The 16602-nt window shown below is 42.1% G+C and carries 16 protein-coding genes; 7 read left to right on the top strand and 9 right to left on the bottom strand.

Features of this window, described 5'->3' with window-relative positions:
• Window positions 1–382: 382 nt before the first annotated feature.
• Both ABWT76_RS16750 and ABWT76_RS16745 read left to right on the top strand, forming a co-directional pair.
• Window positions 383–1213, top strand: coding sequence for a hypothetical protein (locus ABWT76_RS16750; RefSeq protein WP_054466940.1), 831 nt, complete (start codon window positions 383–385; stop codon window positions 1211–1213).
• Window positions 1214–1394: 181 nt separating this feature from the next.
• Window positions 1395–2051 (top strand): class I SAM-dependent methyltransferase, encoded by a 657-nt coding sequence (locus ABWT76_RS16745; protein WP_054466941.1) that lies wholly within the window; start codon window positions 1395–1397, stop codon window positions 2049–2051.
• Window positions 2052–3000: 949 nt separating this feature from the next.
• On the opposite strand, the gene ABWT76_RS16740 is transcribed toward ABWT76_RS16745, so the two are convergent.
• Window positions 3001–3198: a hypothetical protein gene (locus ABWT76_RS16740; RefSeq protein ID WP_054466942.1), complete on the bottom strand. Its 198-nt coding sequence runs from the start codon at window positions 3196–3198 to the stop codon at window positions 3001–3003.
• Between the two features lie 48 nt (window positions 3199–3246).
• On the opposite strand from ABWT76_RS16740, the gene ABWT76_RS16735 reads away from it, so the two are divergent.
• Window positions 3247–4098 (top strand): SDR family oxidoreductase, encoded by an 852-nt coding sequence (locus tag ABWT76_RS16735; protein WP_054466943.1) that lies wholly within the window; start codon window positions 3247–3249, stop codon window positions 4096–4098.
• Here the strand turns inward: ABWT76_RS16735 and ABWT76_RS16730 are convergent.
• Window positions 4090–5484: an ATP-binding protein gene (locus ABWT76_RS16730; protein ID WP_190883010.1), complete on the bottom strand. Its 1395-nt coding sequence runs from the start codon at window positions 5482–5484 to the stop codon at window positions 4090–4092. The two genes, ABWT76_RS16735 and ABWT76_RS16730, sit on opposite strands and share 9 nt — an antisense overlap.
• A gap of 208 nt (window positions 5485–5692) precedes the next feature.
• On the opposite strand from ABWT76_RS16730, the gene ABWT76_RS16725 reads away from it, so the two are divergent.
• Together ABWT76_RS16725 and ABWT76_RS16720 are read left to right on the top strand one after the other, a co-directional pair.
• On the top strand, window positions 5693–5920 hold the full coding sequence (locus ABWT76_RS16725) for a hypothetical protein (protein WP_054469194.1): 228 nt from the start codon (window positions 5693–5695) through the stop codon (window positions 5918–5920).
• A gap of 186 nt (window positions 5921–6106) precedes the next feature.
• Window positions 6107–7462, top strand: coding sequence for a hypothetical protein (locus tag ABWT76_RS16720; RefSeq protein ID WP_054469195.1), 1356 nt, complete (start codon window positions 6107–6109; stop codon window positions 7460–7462).
• A 316-nt stretch (window positions 7463–7778) separates the two neighbouring features.
• On the opposite strand, the gene ABWT76_RS16715 is transcribed toward ABWT76_RS16720, so the two are convergent.
• Window positions 7779–8729: a Uma2 family endonuclease gene (locus tag ABWT76_RS16715; protein WP_054469231.1), complete on the bottom strand. Its 951-nt coding sequence runs from the start codon at window positions 8727–8729 to the stop codon at window positions 7779–7781.
• A 169-nt stretch (window positions 8730–8898) separates the two neighbouring features.
• Here ABWT76_RS16715 and ABWT76_RS16710 point away from each other — a divergent pair, with 169 nt between their 5' ends.
• Window positions 8899–10329, top strand: a complete 1431-nt coding sequence (locus ABWT76_RS16710; RefSeq protein ID WP_190880587.1) for a cyclic-phosphate processing receiver domain-containing protein — start codon at window positions 8899–8901, stop codon at window positions 10327–10329.
• A 66-nt stretch (window positions 10330–10395) separates the two neighbouring features.
• Here the strand turns inward: ABWT76_RS16710 and ABWT76_RS16705 are convergent, their stop codons facing one another.
• On the bottom strand, window positions 10396–11067 hold the full coding sequence (locus ABWT76_RS16705; protein WP_054469196.1) for a rhomboid family intramembrane serine protease: 672 nt from the start codon (window positions 11065–11067) through the stop codon (window positions 10396–10398).
• Window positions 11068–11301: 234 nt separating this feature from the next.
• Window positions 11302–11634, bottom strand: a complete 333-nt coding sequence (gene petJ / locus ABWT76_RS16700; RefSeq protein WP_054469197.1) for a cytochrome c6 PetJ — start codon at window positions 11632–11634, stop codon at window positions 11302–11304.
• 531 nt (window positions 11635–12165) lie between these two features.
• On the opposite strand from petJ, the gene ABWT76_RS16695 reads away from it, so the two are divergent.
• Entirely contained in the window at window positions 12166–13197 is a 1032-nt protein-coding gene (locus tag ABWT76_RS16695; RefSeq protein WP_054469198.1) for a diguanylate cyclase, read from the top strand.
• 166 nt (window positions 13198–13363) lie between these two features.
• Here the strand turns inward: ABWT76_RS16695 and psbV2 are convergent, their stop codons facing one another.
• The 4 genes from psbV2 to ABWT76_RS16675 form a co-directional block, all read right to left on the bottom strand.
• Window positions 13364–13846 (bottom strand): photosystem II cytochrome PsbV2, encoded by a 483-nt coding sequence (gene psbV2, locus ABWT76_RS16690; RefSeq protein ID WP_156331986.1) that lies wholly within the window; start codon window positions 13844–13846, stop codon window positions 13364–13366.
• Between the two features lie 193 nt (window positions 13847–14039).
• Window positions 14040–14528, bottom strand: coding sequence for a photosystem II cytochrome c-550 (psbV, locus tag ABWT76_RS16685; RefSeq protein ID WP_054469200.1), 489 nt, complete (start codon window positions 14526–14528; stop codon window positions 14040–14042).
• Between the two features lie 634 nt (window positions 14529–15162).
• Window positions 15163–16083 carry an acetyl-CoA carboxylase, carboxyltransferase subunit beta gene (gene accD, locus ABWT76_RS16680; protein ID WP_054469201.1) on the bottom strand — a complete coding sequence of 307 codons (921 nt, stop codon included), beginning with the start codon at window positions 16081–16083 and terminating at the stop codon, window positions 15163–15165.
• A 206-nt stretch (window positions 16084–16289) separates the two neighbouring features.
• Window positions 16290–16514: a hypothetical protein gene (locus ABWT76_RS16675; RefSeq protein ID WP_054469202.1), complete on the bottom strand. Its 225-nt coding sequence runs from the start codon at window positions 16512–16514 to the stop codon at window positions 16290–16292.
• Window positions 16515–16602: the final 88 nt, after the last annotated feature.

Genomic DNA, 16602 nt, shown 5'->3' with positions numbered 1-16602 from the left:
GGGAGGTCAGCTTCTCAGCTTCTCAGCCAGATTTCTGCGGCTGAAAGGTGAAAGCTCAAAGCTAATAGCTTGTCGTAATGTCATTGGTTATTGGTTATTAGTTATTGGTTATTGGTTTGAGGGAACGGGGAACGGTCTGTAGGGGTTCCATTGCGAAGCATTAGTCGTAAGACTATATGGCCATTCGCCCCTACAGTAGAGAGACAAACGACTTTCGGAGAAATGACAAGTATAAATAAAGATGTCAATGTTCTATTTGAGATAAAATCTTGATATAATTAACTTTTTCCGTTTGGTATTATATTGAAAGATCCCGCGCTGCGTGGCGCAAATTATATTAATTGGGTAATAGCAACAAGATTCTCTTAACTACAGAGGCGGCATGAGTTCTCGAAAATTATCTGATTCTGACAAATGCGATATCATCGAACTTTATCGACAGCCGGGAGAAACTACTTTAACCTTGGCTAGTCGCTATGGGGTGAGTAGTTCGACGATTAGCCGCATCCTCAAAAGCAGTTTATCTGAGCATGAATATGAAACCCTAATTCAAGAGAAGCGATCGGGCCGTGTAGTCCCGACAGCCCCTGAATTAGAGGTAGTATCACCTCTCGCAGACAACCGCCGTCCGAGAAAGCGTTCTTCGGTGACGAATGAATCACAAGGGTTATTCGATTCTGGCACTCAACTGAGTCTGTTAGATCAAGCAGAGATCGAAAGTTCCCGTGATGATGATGTAGACGAGATTTATCAAGCAGAAGCCAGCACTTTACATGAAATGCTGGGCGAAGATTTGCTCGATGATGATGATATTGATGATGAGGATGATGACGACTATGATGATGAGGATGATGAGGAGGATAATGAACCATACATTAGTGGGCCTCGGAAAATTTCTCAAACCGTCGTCGAAGTCCTGCCGATTAAAAATGCTGAGTTACCCAGACCTTGTTATATTGTGGTAGACCGAGGTGGGGAGTTGATTACTCGTCCTTTGGGAGATTTTAGTGAACTGGGAAAAATTTCTTTAAATGAATTCCAGCAAAGAACTTTGCCGGTTTTTGATAATCATCGAGTGGCGAGACGATTTTCTAATCGAAATCAGCGGGTGATTAAGGTTCCCGATGGGGGGATGTTGCAAAAAACGGCTCCCTATTTGGAGGCAAAAGGAATTAGCCGCTTGTTGGTGGATGGTCAAGTGTATTCTCTCTAGGGTTAATTCCCTGGTCAAGAAGGCGATCTTGTTCCCTTGATTTTCCTTGGGCAAATCGCCGCCATTGACTGTTCTAATCCCTTCTGGTGCTGGTTGAACTGGACTTAGCAACACTCAACCAGTAAATTTCTATATAAAATAGAAAATCATTATTCATTGTTTTTACCTTGACTGATTACTCATGTTGCTTGCACCGATTCAACGTTGTAAATTAGACGAGTCTGATGATACGCTGTTTTATTCCTATCCCCGATTTGTCACCCATGTGGATGACGGGTTTATCGACCAACTGACCAATGTATATCGAGAACGTCTAAAACCGAATACTCGGATTTTGGATCTGATGAGTAGCTGGGTTTCCCATTTGCCCGATGAGATGGATTTTTCTCATGTAGAAGGTCACGGGTTGAATCAGGCTGAACTGGCAAAAAATACCCGCTTTGATCATTATTTTTTGCAGGATTTGAATAAAAATCCTCAACTGCCTTTACCCGATCAAAGTTTTGATGCGGTGTTGAATGCGGTTTCGGTGCAGTATTTACAATACCCAGAAGCGGTGTTTCACGAAATTCATCGAATTCTCAAACCCGGTGGGGTGGCGATTGTGAGTTTTTCTAATCGGATGTTTTACCACAAGGCGATTCAAGCATGGCGAGATGGTTCGGAGGCGAATCGGGTTGAGTTGGTGAAAGGCTATTTTAATTCCGTACAAGGATTTAAAAAATTTAGCGTTCCTGAAGTGATTGCGGTGCGATCGGAGGTGCCGAGTTTTCTTCAGTTTTTCGGGATGGCTGGAGGAGATCCTTTTTATGCGGTGATTGCCTATCGCACCGCTTAATGATTTTCAGTTTCGGCGATCGCTCAATCAGCGGGGATAATGATTAGACAATTCTGGCAAACAGGACGGATCGATCCCCCCAACCCCCCGATAAGAGCGCCAATCGGCTTTTTAGCTTGGGAAAGCATTTTTGTCTATTAATTAGGGTTATGGGGATATACCTCCGGGGGGCGATCGCCTTAAATTCCCCCTGCAATTATCTGTTGATTGGGTCAGAATTCACCTTTCATTTCCCCTGCAATCATCTGTTGATTGGGTCAAAATGTGGGTAATTGCAATAGACCTATTGCTTTTTGTCAATGGTAATGGGGATAATTTAATTAACCTCATAAATCCGAGACTCCTAAACTTGAATCAAGTATCAGGTTATGGGATAGTCTCTGATTAGAGAAAGCCAAGCCATCAGCAATTTATGCCATCAGGGTCATCTTTTTCTCAATTTTTTTTCAAAACAATATTCAGGGAAGAGATTCGGCAATTTACTCTTCACTGTTGATGCTTTATTTGTGAAAAATTATTTCTCAAAAATTATTCGGCGATCGCTTCATCGCCTCATCAGCAAGTTTTTTGTCATCATGGAAATAGACAAACAACCAGGTTTTTGTCAGAAACCTGATTGTTTGTTTTCTGGTTATTTGTTTATTTTGACTCAGAAAAAATATTTGGAGTGATTTGCTGATCGATCACGCTGATTTTTGAGAAAACATGATAGGCTAAAATCTCGTACAAAACTCTTGCAAAAAAGGTTTGATTTATCCAATGGGAGTAAAAAAAATGGGTTTTTGCAATAACCCTCTTGCCTTTTGGTAAATCCCTTTGCCATAATCAGAACATAGGTAAATAACCTAGATGTCAATCACTTGAGTCATCACTGACTACTACCAGCAGGATCCATTAAAAAACCATCGGGGTGCTTTCTAAAAGGAAATAACAGTTACCATTTTTTTATTTAGGTGGCTTTTAGTTGACGATTCGCTAAATTTGAGTTGGGGAAAAGTGTAACTTTCCCCAATTTTTTTGTGGCGGCAATTTTTGCTTCTGAATATTTGATTTGGATAGAATTTTCACGATCGTCGAGCATCATGTCACTGAAGCATAACTTTTGGCGTCCGGGTTGATGGCGACAATCTGTTAAAATGACCGGCATATGTTTAGGGCGATCGCTGCCTGAATTTTGCTATCATCAGGAGACTTTATGACCACCAAAGAAAATCAGGGAAAAAATCGCGTTTTAGTGGTGGGGGCTACCGGAGGGGTGGGACAGCTTACGGTGGGCAAATTGTTAGAAAAAGGCTTTTTCGTCCGAGTTTTAGTGCGAGATGCGGTTGCAGCCCAGAAAATGTTTAATGATTCCTTAAATCACCGGGTAGAAATTGTTTTAGGTGATATCCGCGATCGCGCCACTTTGTCCCCGGCAATGGAAAATATTGACTATATTATTTGTTGTACCGGAACCACGGCTTTTCCTTCGAGTCGATGGGAGTTTGAGAGTATCAACCAAGGGCAGCGATTACCGGGTTTCTTAGAATGGCTGAAAATATATTTTAATCGGGATTATTGCATTTCTCAGGCCAAGAATAGCCCGGATAAAGTGGATGCAGAGGGAGTGAGTAACCTGGTAGAGGTTGCCGCCAAAGATTTACGGAGGTTTGTTTTTGTGTCTTCTTGTGGCATTTTGCGGAAAGAAAAACCCCCTTTTAGTATTTTAAATCGTTTCGGAGTTTTGGATGCAAAAGAAAAAGGCGAAAAGGCGATCGCCAACTCAGGAATTCCTTACACAATTATTCGGCCAGCCCGACTCATTGACGGCCCATTTACCTCTTATGATTTAAATACCTTATTAAAGGCCACTACCGAGGGAAAACTGGGATTGGTCATCGGCACAGGCGATATTTTATCAGGGCAAACCAGTCGCATTGATGTAGCCACTGCTTGTGTCGAATGTCTTAGTCACCCAGAAACAGAAAATACCGTATTTGAGTTAATTAATCAGGGGGAAAGACCTGCCCAAATTGACTGGAAATATCTTTTTTCTCAATTAAAGTGAATTCTGTTGCAACTGTTTAAATACAGGATTTACAAGCAACCGCGATCGCCCTCCCTCTGATATTTTTTCTACTAAGCCCCGTCTGCCTAATGATTGCATGGCTTCGGTTAATTCTGATTTGGCAAATTCCCGTAATCCAGGTGGTTGAGAAATATCTACGGCTTCATATTCTGAAAACCTGGATATGACTTTTTTTTCTAACTCCGATAAACGGTCTAAGTGAGATTCGAGAATGGGGGATAAGTCGCCGATAAATATCTCCTCTTGGTCGGCTAAAAATAAAGAAACGCTACCATCAAATAGTTCTAGTATCGTTGAGGCGATGATATTTAACCAGGTGGGATGACCTTGATAGAGGTTGATTAATTCTGGCCATTTTTCTGAATCGGTTAATCCGTGTTCTTTCAAAATTTCCTCAGCATCCGCTGATAATCCTTTCAAGTTTAAGGTGCGGGTGGATTGTTTTTCGCCTTGTAAAGTGACGAGTTCTCTGGGTTTTTCCCAACTGAGGAGAATCACGCAACTTTGATGATGGTTTTTGGCGATTTGTTGCCAAAATTGGCCATAGTCTTTATGTTCGGTTAAGTATTGACCAGCAAGGAACCCGCTTTGAAAAAGATTTTGCAGGTCATCCAGGATGACTAAACAGCGCGAGTTACGAAAGTAATCAATTATTGTGGGTAATGGGGGATTTTGTGACTGGGCAAAAAATTGTTGCAGTTGGTTTTTTAGAGAGGAAAGGGTGGGAGTTTCTGTGAGACTTTTCCAAATAATATAGTCAAATTCAGGCTTGATTTGTTCTATGAGTTGCCTGGTTAGTACGCTTTTGCCAATGCCACTGAGTCCATAGATGGTAATTAAGCGGATCTGGTCTTGTAAGATCCACTGTTTGAGGGTATTTAGTTCGGTGTTGCGGTTGTAAAAGTCGCTGAGGTCTGGGGCGTCGATTAGGTCGATAATGGGTGAGTAATTTTGGGTGGGGGAAGAGTGAGAAGAAGAGAGATCGGAGGGCGATCGCTGTTTCGGATTTTCTTCATATTGCCTGCTTTCTCCACAGATATTTATATGACTTCTATTAATTTTACTATTAACAATCTGTGAAGAATTACCATAATTGTAAATACTAGATACTGCTTTTCGTTCTAAAACAGAGCGAGAATTTGCCTTATGAATCTCTTCTCCCAATAGTGCCGATAGAGTCTGCCATAATTCCCCAGCAATATTTTTAATATGAGACTTACTGCGATGGCACTTTTTAGCAATGTCTTCATATTTTAACCCTTGCCAAGCCCCTTCTAGGATAGCCGTTTGCACAGAATCGAGGTGTTTCTCTGTTTTCGCAAATACAATGCCATCTGCCCACTGTAGCAGTTCCTCAGTAGTCATAGATTTCTTTAGGGTTGAAGTCTTGGTTTAAGCTTTTCTTAATTTATCATACTTTTTCGTACTTTTCCGTACTTTGGCAAGGAGAGCCTAGATAAATTGATAAAAAACTTTACAAAAGTCCTTACTTTATCGTACTTTTTGAGGGTTGTAAAATCCAGAATTATCTTAGATAATGAAAAAAATTTTTTGATTACATTGGAGAATAACTATGCAAAAAATGATGAGATTTTTTTCGGCATCAATATTAATGGTTGTGTTGTTTTTCAGTAATGTTGTCCCTGTATGGGCTAGTTCATCTTTTAACCCAATAGATAATGTTTCTATCAGTCAGGCATATACAGCCAATTCACAGTCCGAGCAAATTCAAAAACATTTAATTGTTGAAAAGATGGTTTGCCGATACGTTGATGGTCAAAAAAGATGTTGGGACGAATAGTTTAATCCCTTGAATCTAAGTATTTAGCCATAAATTAAAATTTTGCTTCGATTGTCATGCTGATTATATCATAATCGGAGCATAATTTTAATTATACTAATAATTTTATATATAAAATTATTAAAAATAACTATTAAAAATACACAAAAAAACAGAAGTTTAGTTGTATAATCATCAAGAACAATTATGCCATTGTTTAACTTGTTTGCTAAAAAAACATTTCAAGAAACCAAGACAATTACCGATGAAGATATGGTGCGGATAGTTGGGGAGTGCAAGAAGTCATTACCATCTCTTCCTGGAAACCCTGAAATCTTAGAGAAAATCAGCTTTGATAAGGTAGTGAGTTATTTGAAAAGCGATCGCCCCGATAATCCCAATCTAACACAAGCAGCGATCGTTCGCCAAGAACATCCCGAAGGCACTTTTTTAGCCCTCGTATTTTTGGACGAAAATAACCATTTAATTTATCTGCCCAGTGGTGTTCCTTCAGGACGGCAGATCGTTGCCAAAAAGCTGAATAAAAAATTAAGTCAGTTTTTGGGCGATCGCGATTTCAGTCTGGTTGAGTTAAAACAAACATCCATCGTCGTCAAAGCGATTAAGATAGCGAGTATCATCATTTGGACTACGGTGATTTTTCTGGTGTTAATCCCATTACTGGGACGCTTGATTATGACTCAAGCTTTAGCTGCTGAATTAAATCCTCCTCCTTCTTTGGAAATTACACAAAATATGGTAGCATTTGGGGGGTCAGGGGACAAGAAAGTTTTTGATCAAGCTCGTCAGACAGCCTATAAAGAGGCTCAACAATATGCCAAACAGGAATTAGATAAATGGGAAACTGAATTAATTAACCGCATAGATACGGATTTTCTGAACTGGTATTTTAGTTACTTTAATCAGAAAAAACAAGAATTTGACGTTCTTTTTCAATTTGCCGGCCAAAATATTATAAATGGATTCAATCAGTCCAGAGTTAACGAACAAATCAAAAATAGCGTAAATGATAATCTTCAAAGAGAATTTGCTCGTCGCGTTGTTAGTTCAAAATCTGCCGAAAGTAAATTTAAGACAATCGTGATTGATACCACTGAGTTGTATGTAGAAAAGCTATCGGCTGAACTAAAAAATGTTCCCAAAAAGTATAAAATTGCTGAGGCAGACTGGCAGCAATATTTAGAGACAATCAAAGCCAGATTAGCAGATGAACAAGGAGAGCAATCATTGCCACTCAAAATTATCGGTGGTTATGCCACAACTAAAGCTGTAGTTACATTAGGAGCTATGGCTAGTGGTGAAGCTATCGCTGCATTGGCTGCTAGTAAAATAGCAAGTATGATCGATCCTGTCGTTGCTCTTGGATTACTTGCCTGGGATTATTGGGATTATCGTAATGGAGTTGCACAAAATAAGCCGCGTTTGCGTGAGGATTTAGTTGAATCTATACATGAACTCAAAAATACTCTTTTAAAGGATCGTGAATTGGGTGTGATGTCTGCGGTGAATGAATTAGATGAACAAATAAAAAATAGTGTATAACGCGGATATTGTGCGTGACTTTATTTGTCACCAATGCCATAGGTTAGAGGACAGGGGATTGAGGATATGTGCAAACCGATCGCATTCTTGATTTAATTCTCAAATTCGGGCGATCGCTGACAAAAAATTGCCCAAGCAGAGCAGACAAGAAACCGGGTTTTTTTGGAAAAACCCGGTTTCTGTTTTTTTAAGCAATTTATCGGCGGTTTGGGAAAGCGATCGCCCCTATCTCTAACCAAAAAAGAAACCGGGTTTCTGCGAGAATTTTGGCAAATTAACTATCATATTTGGATCGGAAACCCGGTTTCTAATTCCCTTAAAGGTTATCGGGATCTAACCCGATCGCCCGCAACCGTTCGGCGAGACGTTCTGCCCGTTGGCGTTCCGCTTCAGCTAGTTGTTGAGCTTGTTGTGCCCGTTGGCGTTCCGCTTCAGCTAGTTGTTGAGCTTGTTCCGCCTTTTGGCGTTCCGCTTCAGCTAGTTGTTGAGCTTGTTGTGCCCGTTGGCGTTCCGCTTCAGCCTTTTGGCGTTCCTCCTCAGCCTTTTGGCGTTCTGCCTCAGCCTTTTGGCGTTCAGCCTCAGCGTTTTGGCGTTCTGCCTCAGCATGAAGGTGTTCTGCCTCTTCCGGTAGCAACACCAAATTGCCTTCGGTATCGTAAAACCGTAACCAAACGGCCTCCTCTCGGTCGATAGTACCCGACCAAGTTCCCAGCCAAAAGCCTAAACTCTCACACCAGAGCCAACCTCGGTCATTTGGCACCAAGGTCTGATAACCCTGGGAACCTTGCAAATGCCATCCCTGTAAGGAATTTGGCTCAAACGGGTCAAAGACAAAATAATCAGGGGTGCGGAAAACCTGCTGATAAATATCCTTTTTGATTCCTTTATCTACTCTCGCGGTACTGGGGGACATGAACTCGACAATTACATCTGGGTAGCGACCCCCTTCAAACCAGATCACCCAACCCTGTCGTTCCTTTGTGCCATCTACATCTAAGACCGCAAAGAAATCAGGGCCGCGAAAATCTTTGTTTCTAACTTGTTCGCTGCTGTAGTAAATAAACATATTGCCGCCCGTATAGAAATCATTGCGATCGCTCCAAGCTTGTTGCAATGACCGAATCAGGACGTTCATGGCAATGCGGTGGCGGTTAGTCTCCAAGGGTTCTCCATCATCAAAAATCAAATCCGTCGGCGGCATGGGGGGTTCCCAGTCCGGCTCCACGACGGTTTCGGGGCAAGTCTGGGCAGTGAGTTCTACTGACATTTTCGGTTCCCCACTTTCTGGTAATTCTTGTTGATGATTATATCCCAACCAACAAATAGCTGGCAGCCTCATCAATAGCGGCATTCGAGCGATTTTGCTCCTCTGAGTCAATTTTTTTGATGGAAATTATAGGTTAAGATTAAAAACTAACTGGAAAGGGCTGATTCTGATGACCAAAAAGATTATTGCCATTTTGGAAGATGACTCAGGACGAGTCAGTGCAATGCGCGATCGCCTCAACGAATTATTTTCTGATTGGGCTTATATTTTTTTCAACAATGCCCCAGATATGATTGAATGGCTGGAAACTCATCTATCTGAATGTATTGTCATTAGTCTTGACCATGATCTTGGGCCAAGTTGGAAACGCGATGGTCAGTTATTTGACCCTGGAACTGGCCGAGATGTCGTAGATTATTTGGTGACAAAATCACCTCAATGTCCGCTGATTATTCATAGTTCTAATGCTGAGGCTGTGATTGGTATGGAAATGGCATTAACTGAGGTGAATTGGCAGGTAGAAAGGGTGATTCCTTTTGTCAGTCTTGGTTCGTTAATTGGCAGTGCGGAATGGATTGATACCGATTGGACAGAGACGATCAATCGGTTATTAAAGAGGCATTCCTCAGAGTCGATCAATTCTCAAACAATTGATTTGCTAGAACCAATAATTGATCACAAAAAAACATTGCTTGAAAATAGATTGATTATTGTTTTAGACGATAGTGAAGCAAGTTGGAAATTAACCCAGCTTCAACTCGATGAAGTGTTTCCTTCACGGTCATCTTTATGGTTTTCTGGTGCCACTGATTTGATGGCTTGGTTATCGGAGCATTTAGCAGGGATGAATCTTAGCCGCAATGCTCGCCAAATCGCGATTTTAGATAACAGTAAACAACGAATTGAGGAAATGCGCCATCAACTTCAGCGGTTTAGTCCCAATTGGTTGCCAGTATTTTTTGATAATGCACCAGAGGCGATCGCCTGGTTTTCAGAAAATTTACACCAATGCGATTTAATCAGTCTTGACTATAATCTTGGCCCCACTTGGACTCGCGAAAATCAACGGTTTGACCCTGGAACTGGCCGAGATGTCGTCGATTATTTGGCCACTCAATCGCCTCAATGTCCGATTATTTTTCATAATTCCCGAAGCGAAACAGAGATTGGGATGGAAATCGGATTAATTGAGACTGCCTGGATTTTTGAACGAGTCCCACATTCGCCATTTTTAGCCTGGATTTCTCAAGATTGGGTTGAGTTGGTGCAGCTTTTTTTAAATGCGATCGCCCCAAAACCTTTGACTTTAGATGATATTCCTGATGCTGAAGCTGAATGGGCAGAAATTAATTACTTTGCCTTATCTTTTGACGGATATCGATATTGGCAGTCCGTAGAAGCTTGTATTCAATTGGGTAAATATTGCGCCCAAAATTACCATATTTCGGGCATCTTGCCGGACTCCATTGCTGAATTGCGAACTGGACTCTTAGTTGAAAGAAATCGTTGGCGGCGATCGGGAATAGAACCAGATGATCCGTCGATGCAATATATACAAGCAATTCTCACCAGCATTCGTTTACAGCTATGTAATAATTGAGAGATTAGCCTCAATTATTGCTTATTTGCTCACCGATTTGATTACTGATTTCACTTTCAGCTTAGTTTATTTATCATCGCGGAATAAACCCATCAAAGGGCCTAAGATAGCCCCAAAAACAAAGCCACCGGCATGAGCCCAGTAAGCCACACCTCCTGGGGCGCTAATACTGGTTTGAGGCAAGCTGGCAATGCTATAAAAAGCTTGTTGAATAAACCAAAGTCCCAGGAATAAAAAAGCAGGAATTCTGACGGTTGTAAAGATAAAATATAACGGAATTAAGGTGACTATTTTAGCTTTAGGATATCTGATAATATAAGCACCCATCACTCCAGCGATCGCCCCTGAAGCACCCAAAGAAGGAATCGCAGAATCCATAGAAAAAAACCAGTGGGCTAATGCGGCCAAAGCACCACAAACTAAATAAAACAGCAAATATTTAATATGACCCAAACAATCTTCGACATTATTGCCAAAAATCCACAAAAACAGCATATTTCCGCCGAGGTGTAGCCAGCCTCCGTGGAGAAATTGAGAAGAAAATAAAGTAATCCACTCTCCTTGAGGTTTGGCGGTCAACTGTTCCGGCACCACCGCCCAAGCTTGGAAAAATTCTTCTAACTGACCCTGTTGTTGTAAACTCACTTCTAAGATAAACACCAATATATTAATAATAATTAGTGCGTAGGTTATATACGGTGTAATAGTTGTTGGATTTTCATCTCTTAGGGGAACCACGGCGGTTTTTCCTCTTTACTGAAAGCTTTTTGTTTACGATAGCCTATTTGATTCTCGGATGTCTTGCTGGCGCTAATGTGAATTCCTTTCCTGTAGTAGGGGGAATATCGGCAATTTGCGGTCATAAAAACACCTCTAGACTCGGTGAAGAGTCTAGAGGTGTTCTCCAGATTTATTCATTGAGGCAGTAGCCGCTCAAAGGATTTGAGTGATGGCGACGCCGAGTTTTTTAGTTTACCAGCCTTTATCAGCTTGTTCGAGGACGTAGGTAGCGACGTTTTCAATATCAGCATCGCTCAAACGACCACCAAATGCGGGCATAGCACCTTTACCTTTTGTCACCTGGGTAATGATGGCTTCTTTGGAATACATTCCGTAAGTTTCTAAAGCATCTTTTTTCAGGGTTTTGGGGGCCATGACCACATTGTTACCATTCATGTGGCAAGCAGTGCAGTTGGCGGTAAAGATTTTGGCGCCAGCGGCAGCATCTCCAGCTTGGGCTGGAGGAACGAACGCCACAGTCAGGACGGCGATCGCAACCAAGAAAATTGATAATAGTTTCTTCAAAGTGGCTCTCCTCTTCATAAATACAGACAAATCTGTCAAATCGTATTGTATATCGTCAGGGTGACAACAACTTAGACCCGTGATTAAAATCTTCGGGGTATCTCCAGCAAGTTTCTGGCGCAACTCTTTGGGATCCCTTGGAAGGCTGAATCATCTCTTGCCCAGGACACGATTTTGAGAATCGGACTTTTGGCAAGTAGGCGATTTCGCGATCTATCGCGAATTATTTTCTGTTCCTGACGGGCAATAGGCTACCATAAAACAAAACACACAGCAACCACAGGAACGGCGGCAATATGGTTGATGACGGGAAATCATGGCGCAAATGGTAGGGGCAATTCCCCCGTGGTTGCTCAGTGCGATCGCCCTGGTCAGTCTTTAGACATTTATTTCTCTGTCAATTTGTTATAAAGATAGAGAACCATTAAAATTTCTAGAAAAATCATCGTTGATTGAGCGATTAACTCTATCATTGATCATATTCTTTTTATTTTTTACCTTTAATTTTTGGATTGAATCCTGAATATTGATATGCTAACGGAGCAAGCTTCCGAGCCAATCGGCAAAATTCTCCTCATTGATGATGAGTTAACCACTCGATTAATTTTACAAAAAAATTTGCAGGATGAACAATACCAGGTCAAAGTCGCCACCAATGGAAAAGAAGGCTTAATGATTGCCGAAGAGTTTTGTCCTGATTTGATTATTTGTGACTGGATGATGCCGGTGTTAGATGGGTTAGAGGTTTGTCAACAAATCAAGGCAAATACCCAGTTATATGCGACATTTTTTATTTTGCTAACCGGACGAGAGCAAGTCAGCGATCGCGTCAAAGGACTGGACAGCGGAGCCGATGAATTTCTCTGTAAACCCATTGATCTCAATGAACTCAAAGCCCGGGTGCGTGCTGGATTAAGAATCTCTCGATTAAACCAGCAATTAAAAGCAACCAACGAAGAATTAAGTCAGGTGAATAAACAGTTAAAAGTTAGAAATGAACTCTTGGAATCTCTCTCCATGACTGATGCCATGACCGGGTTACTCAACCGTCGCGCCTTGGATCAAAGTTTACCTCATTTATTAGCGCAAGTGGGCAAACGAGATGGGACTGAGATTCACTATCGATATCTCTGTATTTTTATGATTGATGTGGATTATTTTAAACAGGTGAATGACAATTATGGCCACAAAATTGGCGACAATGTGTTAAAAATTTTGGCGCAACGATTACAGGCGAATGTCCGTCCTAATAGTTCCGTATATCGTTACGGTGGAGAAGAAATTGTTTGTGTCACCCAGGGGATTCACCCCAAAAAGATGAGAGATTATGGAGAATCTTTACGCAAGGCGATCGCCGATCATCCGTTTAAAGTCTCTGGGGATTTACAGCTTGGGATTACCATTAGTCTGGGAGGGGCGATCGCCAGCGAGACTCATTCGTTTAAAGCTCACGATTTATTGCACCAAGCTGACTTAGCCCTTTATCAAGCCAAACATAATGGTCGGAATTGTCTGCGCTTTTCACCCGAAGCCGAACTATTAATCAACACCAATCCAGTCTAATCCTAATTTTCTCATATTTTAATTTTTTCGGTAATTTTTTAGCTCCAGAAAAAAATTCACCAATTAAGCATATTGGTGAATCTTTAGGAAAATCTATTGCTCGATGATTTTTGTCAACTTAAAATCATTGTGATTTGGTCAGATTTATCTTAGATTGACCGGAAATTTAGAGGCCAAAAGTGTCAGAACCCCATCCGGGAGCTTTTTCGGCGGAACGGAGCAGAAAAGCCGATAAATTTTCCACCTTTTCTGTAGAAAGCCAGGTGTCCGGTACTTCTCGACACCAGAAGTTTTCCCCCATACCATCGTAAGTGGTGGGATGGCGTAAATAGGCTACTAAAGCATTGATATTATCCCGTGGAGGTGTTGCCCCTTTGAGGTTTTCCATCGATAATGTCACCGAGGGAACAGGTAAATTAGAACCACCCACGTGACAATTCATACAATTTTGTAAAAACAGACTTTTTCCTTCGGAAATTTGGTCAGGAGAAAATAAGCGAGTTTCCCCTGCTTCATTCAATTTTAAGGGTACAGGTTCGGTGACTTGCAAGTATCGACGCAGATAAGGTTCAATCGGATCAGCCTCGGCGGGCTGAATCCAGATCATTACCCCTAAAATTGCTACCAAAAGGATCAGAAAATTACGCATGAAGAAAGACTGATATATCCGCCACATTTTTTATTACTTTCAAATCTGTAATGAGTTTTTATCTGTGAATTGGGTAATTATTAACCACCATAAAGAATCAAACATTTTCCCCAGAGGTAAAAATTTTTAATCTCTCATCGGCCATTAATAATTACCCATGACCAGTTACGGAATCTCCGAATAACCTGCCTAATTAACGCACGGTTTTACCACCGCCCCACTTGACGTTGACTTTGGGTTCTACAAGCATGAAACTGGCGATCGCATAGAGATCATCTTCAGTCAGATTTCTCATTTCCGCGAAAATATCCGCACTCTTCATACTGGGGTGGATTTCAGAAATATCATACTCCCCATCATAGCTGGTGGGATTTTTCATATAATCGATCAACGATTCAATATTATTGCGAGGGGGGGTCGCTAGGGCTAAAGATTCAGGATCGAGACCCACGTTAAAGTCTGTCTTAGTCACTCCCTCAAGGTGGCATTGAGAGCAGACATTAATAAATAGACGTTTGCCTTTCTCAACTTCTTTCTCTGTCACCACAACCGTATCCCCGGTGGCATTCAGTGGCAAAGTCCGCACTTCTGTGGACAGTTGCACCGCAGAAGCACTATTGACAAACACTTGAAAAGCGAAAAATACCGTGGCAACAGCCACCATGATACATCTTTTTACCATAGTTTTCCTCAAGATCAACGTTTTTGGCAGGATTAACAAAGTGAACCATAAATCGTGCGGCTAAGTTTAAGTTGGTCAAGGAAACATTCGCCGCCAAAGGATTATCGGCAGAAAACAGATTCAGGGGGTAGATTCCCCGAAAAATGCCCTTGACCAACCGAAGTCACTCAACTTTGGGAAGAGAACCCACTTCCTTCTGGCGGATGGTTTGAGACATAATTGCCTTAGCATCTTGCCAACCCAGACGGGTCTGAACCCCATTTTATGGTGACGAATGTTGACGCTTCCCACGATCGCACCGACTCAAGACTTGCTCCCCAGGGATTTGATAGTCTTGGCAATCTTTGCAAGGGATAAGGAAGCAAAACCCATAACAATCGGTTTCCGCAATTGGTGATTGCTCTCATCCAATATCAATATCATGCCACTGGACGGGATTTTTCCCAAAATATCTTTAGCAAGAATATCTGTGGCCTTGACTCAGGGGAAGAGGTTCGTAGGATAGAGAATAGAGGATAGAGGGTAATTAAGGCTAAAAAAGTAAAATTCAAGTAAAATTCGCTCCGGGGAATTATTCCTGGGAGCGAGGTTGCTGGGGTTAGGCTTCAAGTGTCACCACCGCAAAAGTAGTAACTCACTGAGAAACCATATTACTCAACTCCATTTGCGGCAATGAGAGTCGGTGAGATAAGGGAGACTGAGGCTGATGCAGGCAAATGAGTTGTGCTAAGGTTTTCTTGAGTTGGGTGCGCGGGACAATTAAATCGACAAAACCATGAGACTGCAAATCTTCCGCTGTTTGGAATTCTTCGGGTAATTTTTCCCGCAAGGTTTGTTCGATGACTCGCCGTCCGGCAAAGCCAATGGTGGCGTTGGGTTCAGAGATAATTAAATCCCCTAGCATGGCGAAACTGGCGGTGACTCCCCCAGTGGTGGGATGAGTTAATACGGGAATATATAGTAATCTCTCTTGGCGATGGCGTTCCAGGGCGCCAGAAATTTTCGCCATTTGCATCAGACTGAGCATTCCTTCTTGCATCCGGGCGCCCCCAGAGGCACAGATAATTACCAAGGGTAAGCGTTCGCGGGTGGCTTTTTCCGCTAAACGAGTGAGTTTTTCTCCGACTACGGAACCCATGCTGCCCCCCATGAACTGAAAGTCCATCACCCCTAATGCGACGGGCAGCCCATCCATTTTACCCAGTCCTGTTTGTACCGCGTCGGCAAACCCGGTTTTTTCTTGGTATTCACGCAGGCGATCGCTATATGGTTTGCGATCGCGAAACTTCAGGGCATCCACGGGTGCCAGATGCTCATCCATTGGCATCCAAGTTTTGGCATCAATCAGTTGACGGATCCGTTCATCACTATCCACCCGCATATGATGTCCGCATTCGATGCATACCAGTTGGTTGCTGAGAAGGTCTTTGGTATAAGTTAAAACCCCACACTCTGGACATTTTGTCCAGAGTCCTTCGGCAATATCCCGTTCTTGGCGTTCTTGGGCCATTGACCCAGTTTTTTTTCGATTCGCAAACCAGTCAAATAAAGACATAAAAACAATAAATCCTTTTTTCTTTTACCCTTTCCGTGTTGGCCTACATTTCCGCCATGTCGCCATGATTAACGGGGTGATTCATTCAGGAGGGATTCGAGTAGCGCTTTGGGGCGCAAGCTTCACGCCCCTGATTAGATCAATTTTCCCGAATCTTGTTAGATATAGTGAAATTTCCACCTCAATAAAACATCTGCCCGACTCAGTTACTCCGATGATTCAGTCAACTCGTCCTCTAACGGACTGAGTAAAAGCAATGCCGTCCAACGATCCACTGACCGCACTTGTAAAGCGGCTGGAGAACCACTCCCCAAACAGGGTGCAATTCCCAAATCCAGAATTCGACTAGGGATTTGATGCGCCGCCAGCAATTGCTGCATCAACTCTGCCTCCCAGCGATGGTTTGTTTGCTTAATTGTGATCCAAGACACAAAATAATCTTACAAGGAAATTATCACATACAGAGTTGTTATTTGTTATTTGTTCTTGGTTCTTGGTTCTTTGTTATTTGTTGCTGGT

The organism is Planktothricoides raciborskii GIHE-MW2 (genome assembly GCF_040564635.1).
GTDB classification, from domain to species: domain Bacteria; phylum Cyanobacteriota; class Cyanobacteriia; order Cyanobacteriales; family Laspinemataceae; genus Planktothricoides; species Planktothricoides raciborskii.
This window is presented reverse-complemented; position numbering and strand designations above follow the sequence as displayed.

Coding starts and splice junctions, on each gene's coding strand:
- psbV (WP_054469200.1), bottom strand. CDS start 14,528: ATGGTAAAAAGATGTATCATGGTGGCTGTTGCCACGGTATTTTTCGCT.
- ABWT76_RS16730 (WP_190883010.1), bottom strand. CDS start 5,484: ATGACTACTGAGGAACTGCTACAGTGGGCAGATGGCATTGTATTTGCG.
- ABWT76_RS16715 (WP_054469231.1), bottom strand. CDS start 8,729: ATGTCAGTAGAACTCACTGCCCAGACTTGCCCCGAAACCGTCGTGGAG.
- ABWT76_RS16720 (WP_054469195.1), top strand. CDS start 6,107: ATGCCATTGTTTAACTTGTTTGCTAAAAAAACATTTCAAGAAACCAAG.
- ABWT76_RS16740 (WP_054466942.1), bottom strand. CDS start 3,198: ATGCCGGTCATTTTAACAGATTGTCGCCATCAACCCGGACGCCAAAAG.
- ABWT76_RS16735 (WP_054466943.1), top strand. CDS start 3,247: ATGACCACCAAAGAAAATCAGGGAAAAAATCGCGTTTTAGTGGTGGGG.
- ABWT76_RS16710 (WP_190880587.1), top strand. CDS start 8,899: ATGACCAAAAAGATTATTGCCATTTTGGAAGATGACTCAGGACGAGTC.
- accD (WP_054469201.1), bottom strand. CDS start 16,083: ATGTCTTTATTTGACTGGTTTGCGAATCGAAAAAAAACTGGGTCAATG.
- psbV2 (WP_156331986.1), bottom strand. CDS start 13,846: ATGCGTAATTTTCTGATCCTTTTGGTAGCAATTTTAGGGGTAATGATC.
- ABWT76_RS16745 (WP_054466941.1), top strand. CDS start 1,395: ATGTTGCTTGCACCGATTCAACGTTGTAAATTAGACGAGTCTGATGAT.
- ABWT76_RS16750 (WP_054466940.1), top strand. CDS start 383: ATGAGTTCTCGAAAATTATCTGATTCTGACAAATGCGATATCATCGAA.
- ABWT76_RS16695 (WP_054469198.1), top strand. CDS start 12,166: ATGCTAACGGAGCAAGCTTCCGAGCCAATCGGCAAAATTCTCCTCATT.
- ABWT76_RS16725 (WP_054469194.1), top strand. CDS start 5,693: ATGCAAAAAATGATGAGATTTTTTTCGGCATCAATATTAATGGTTGTG.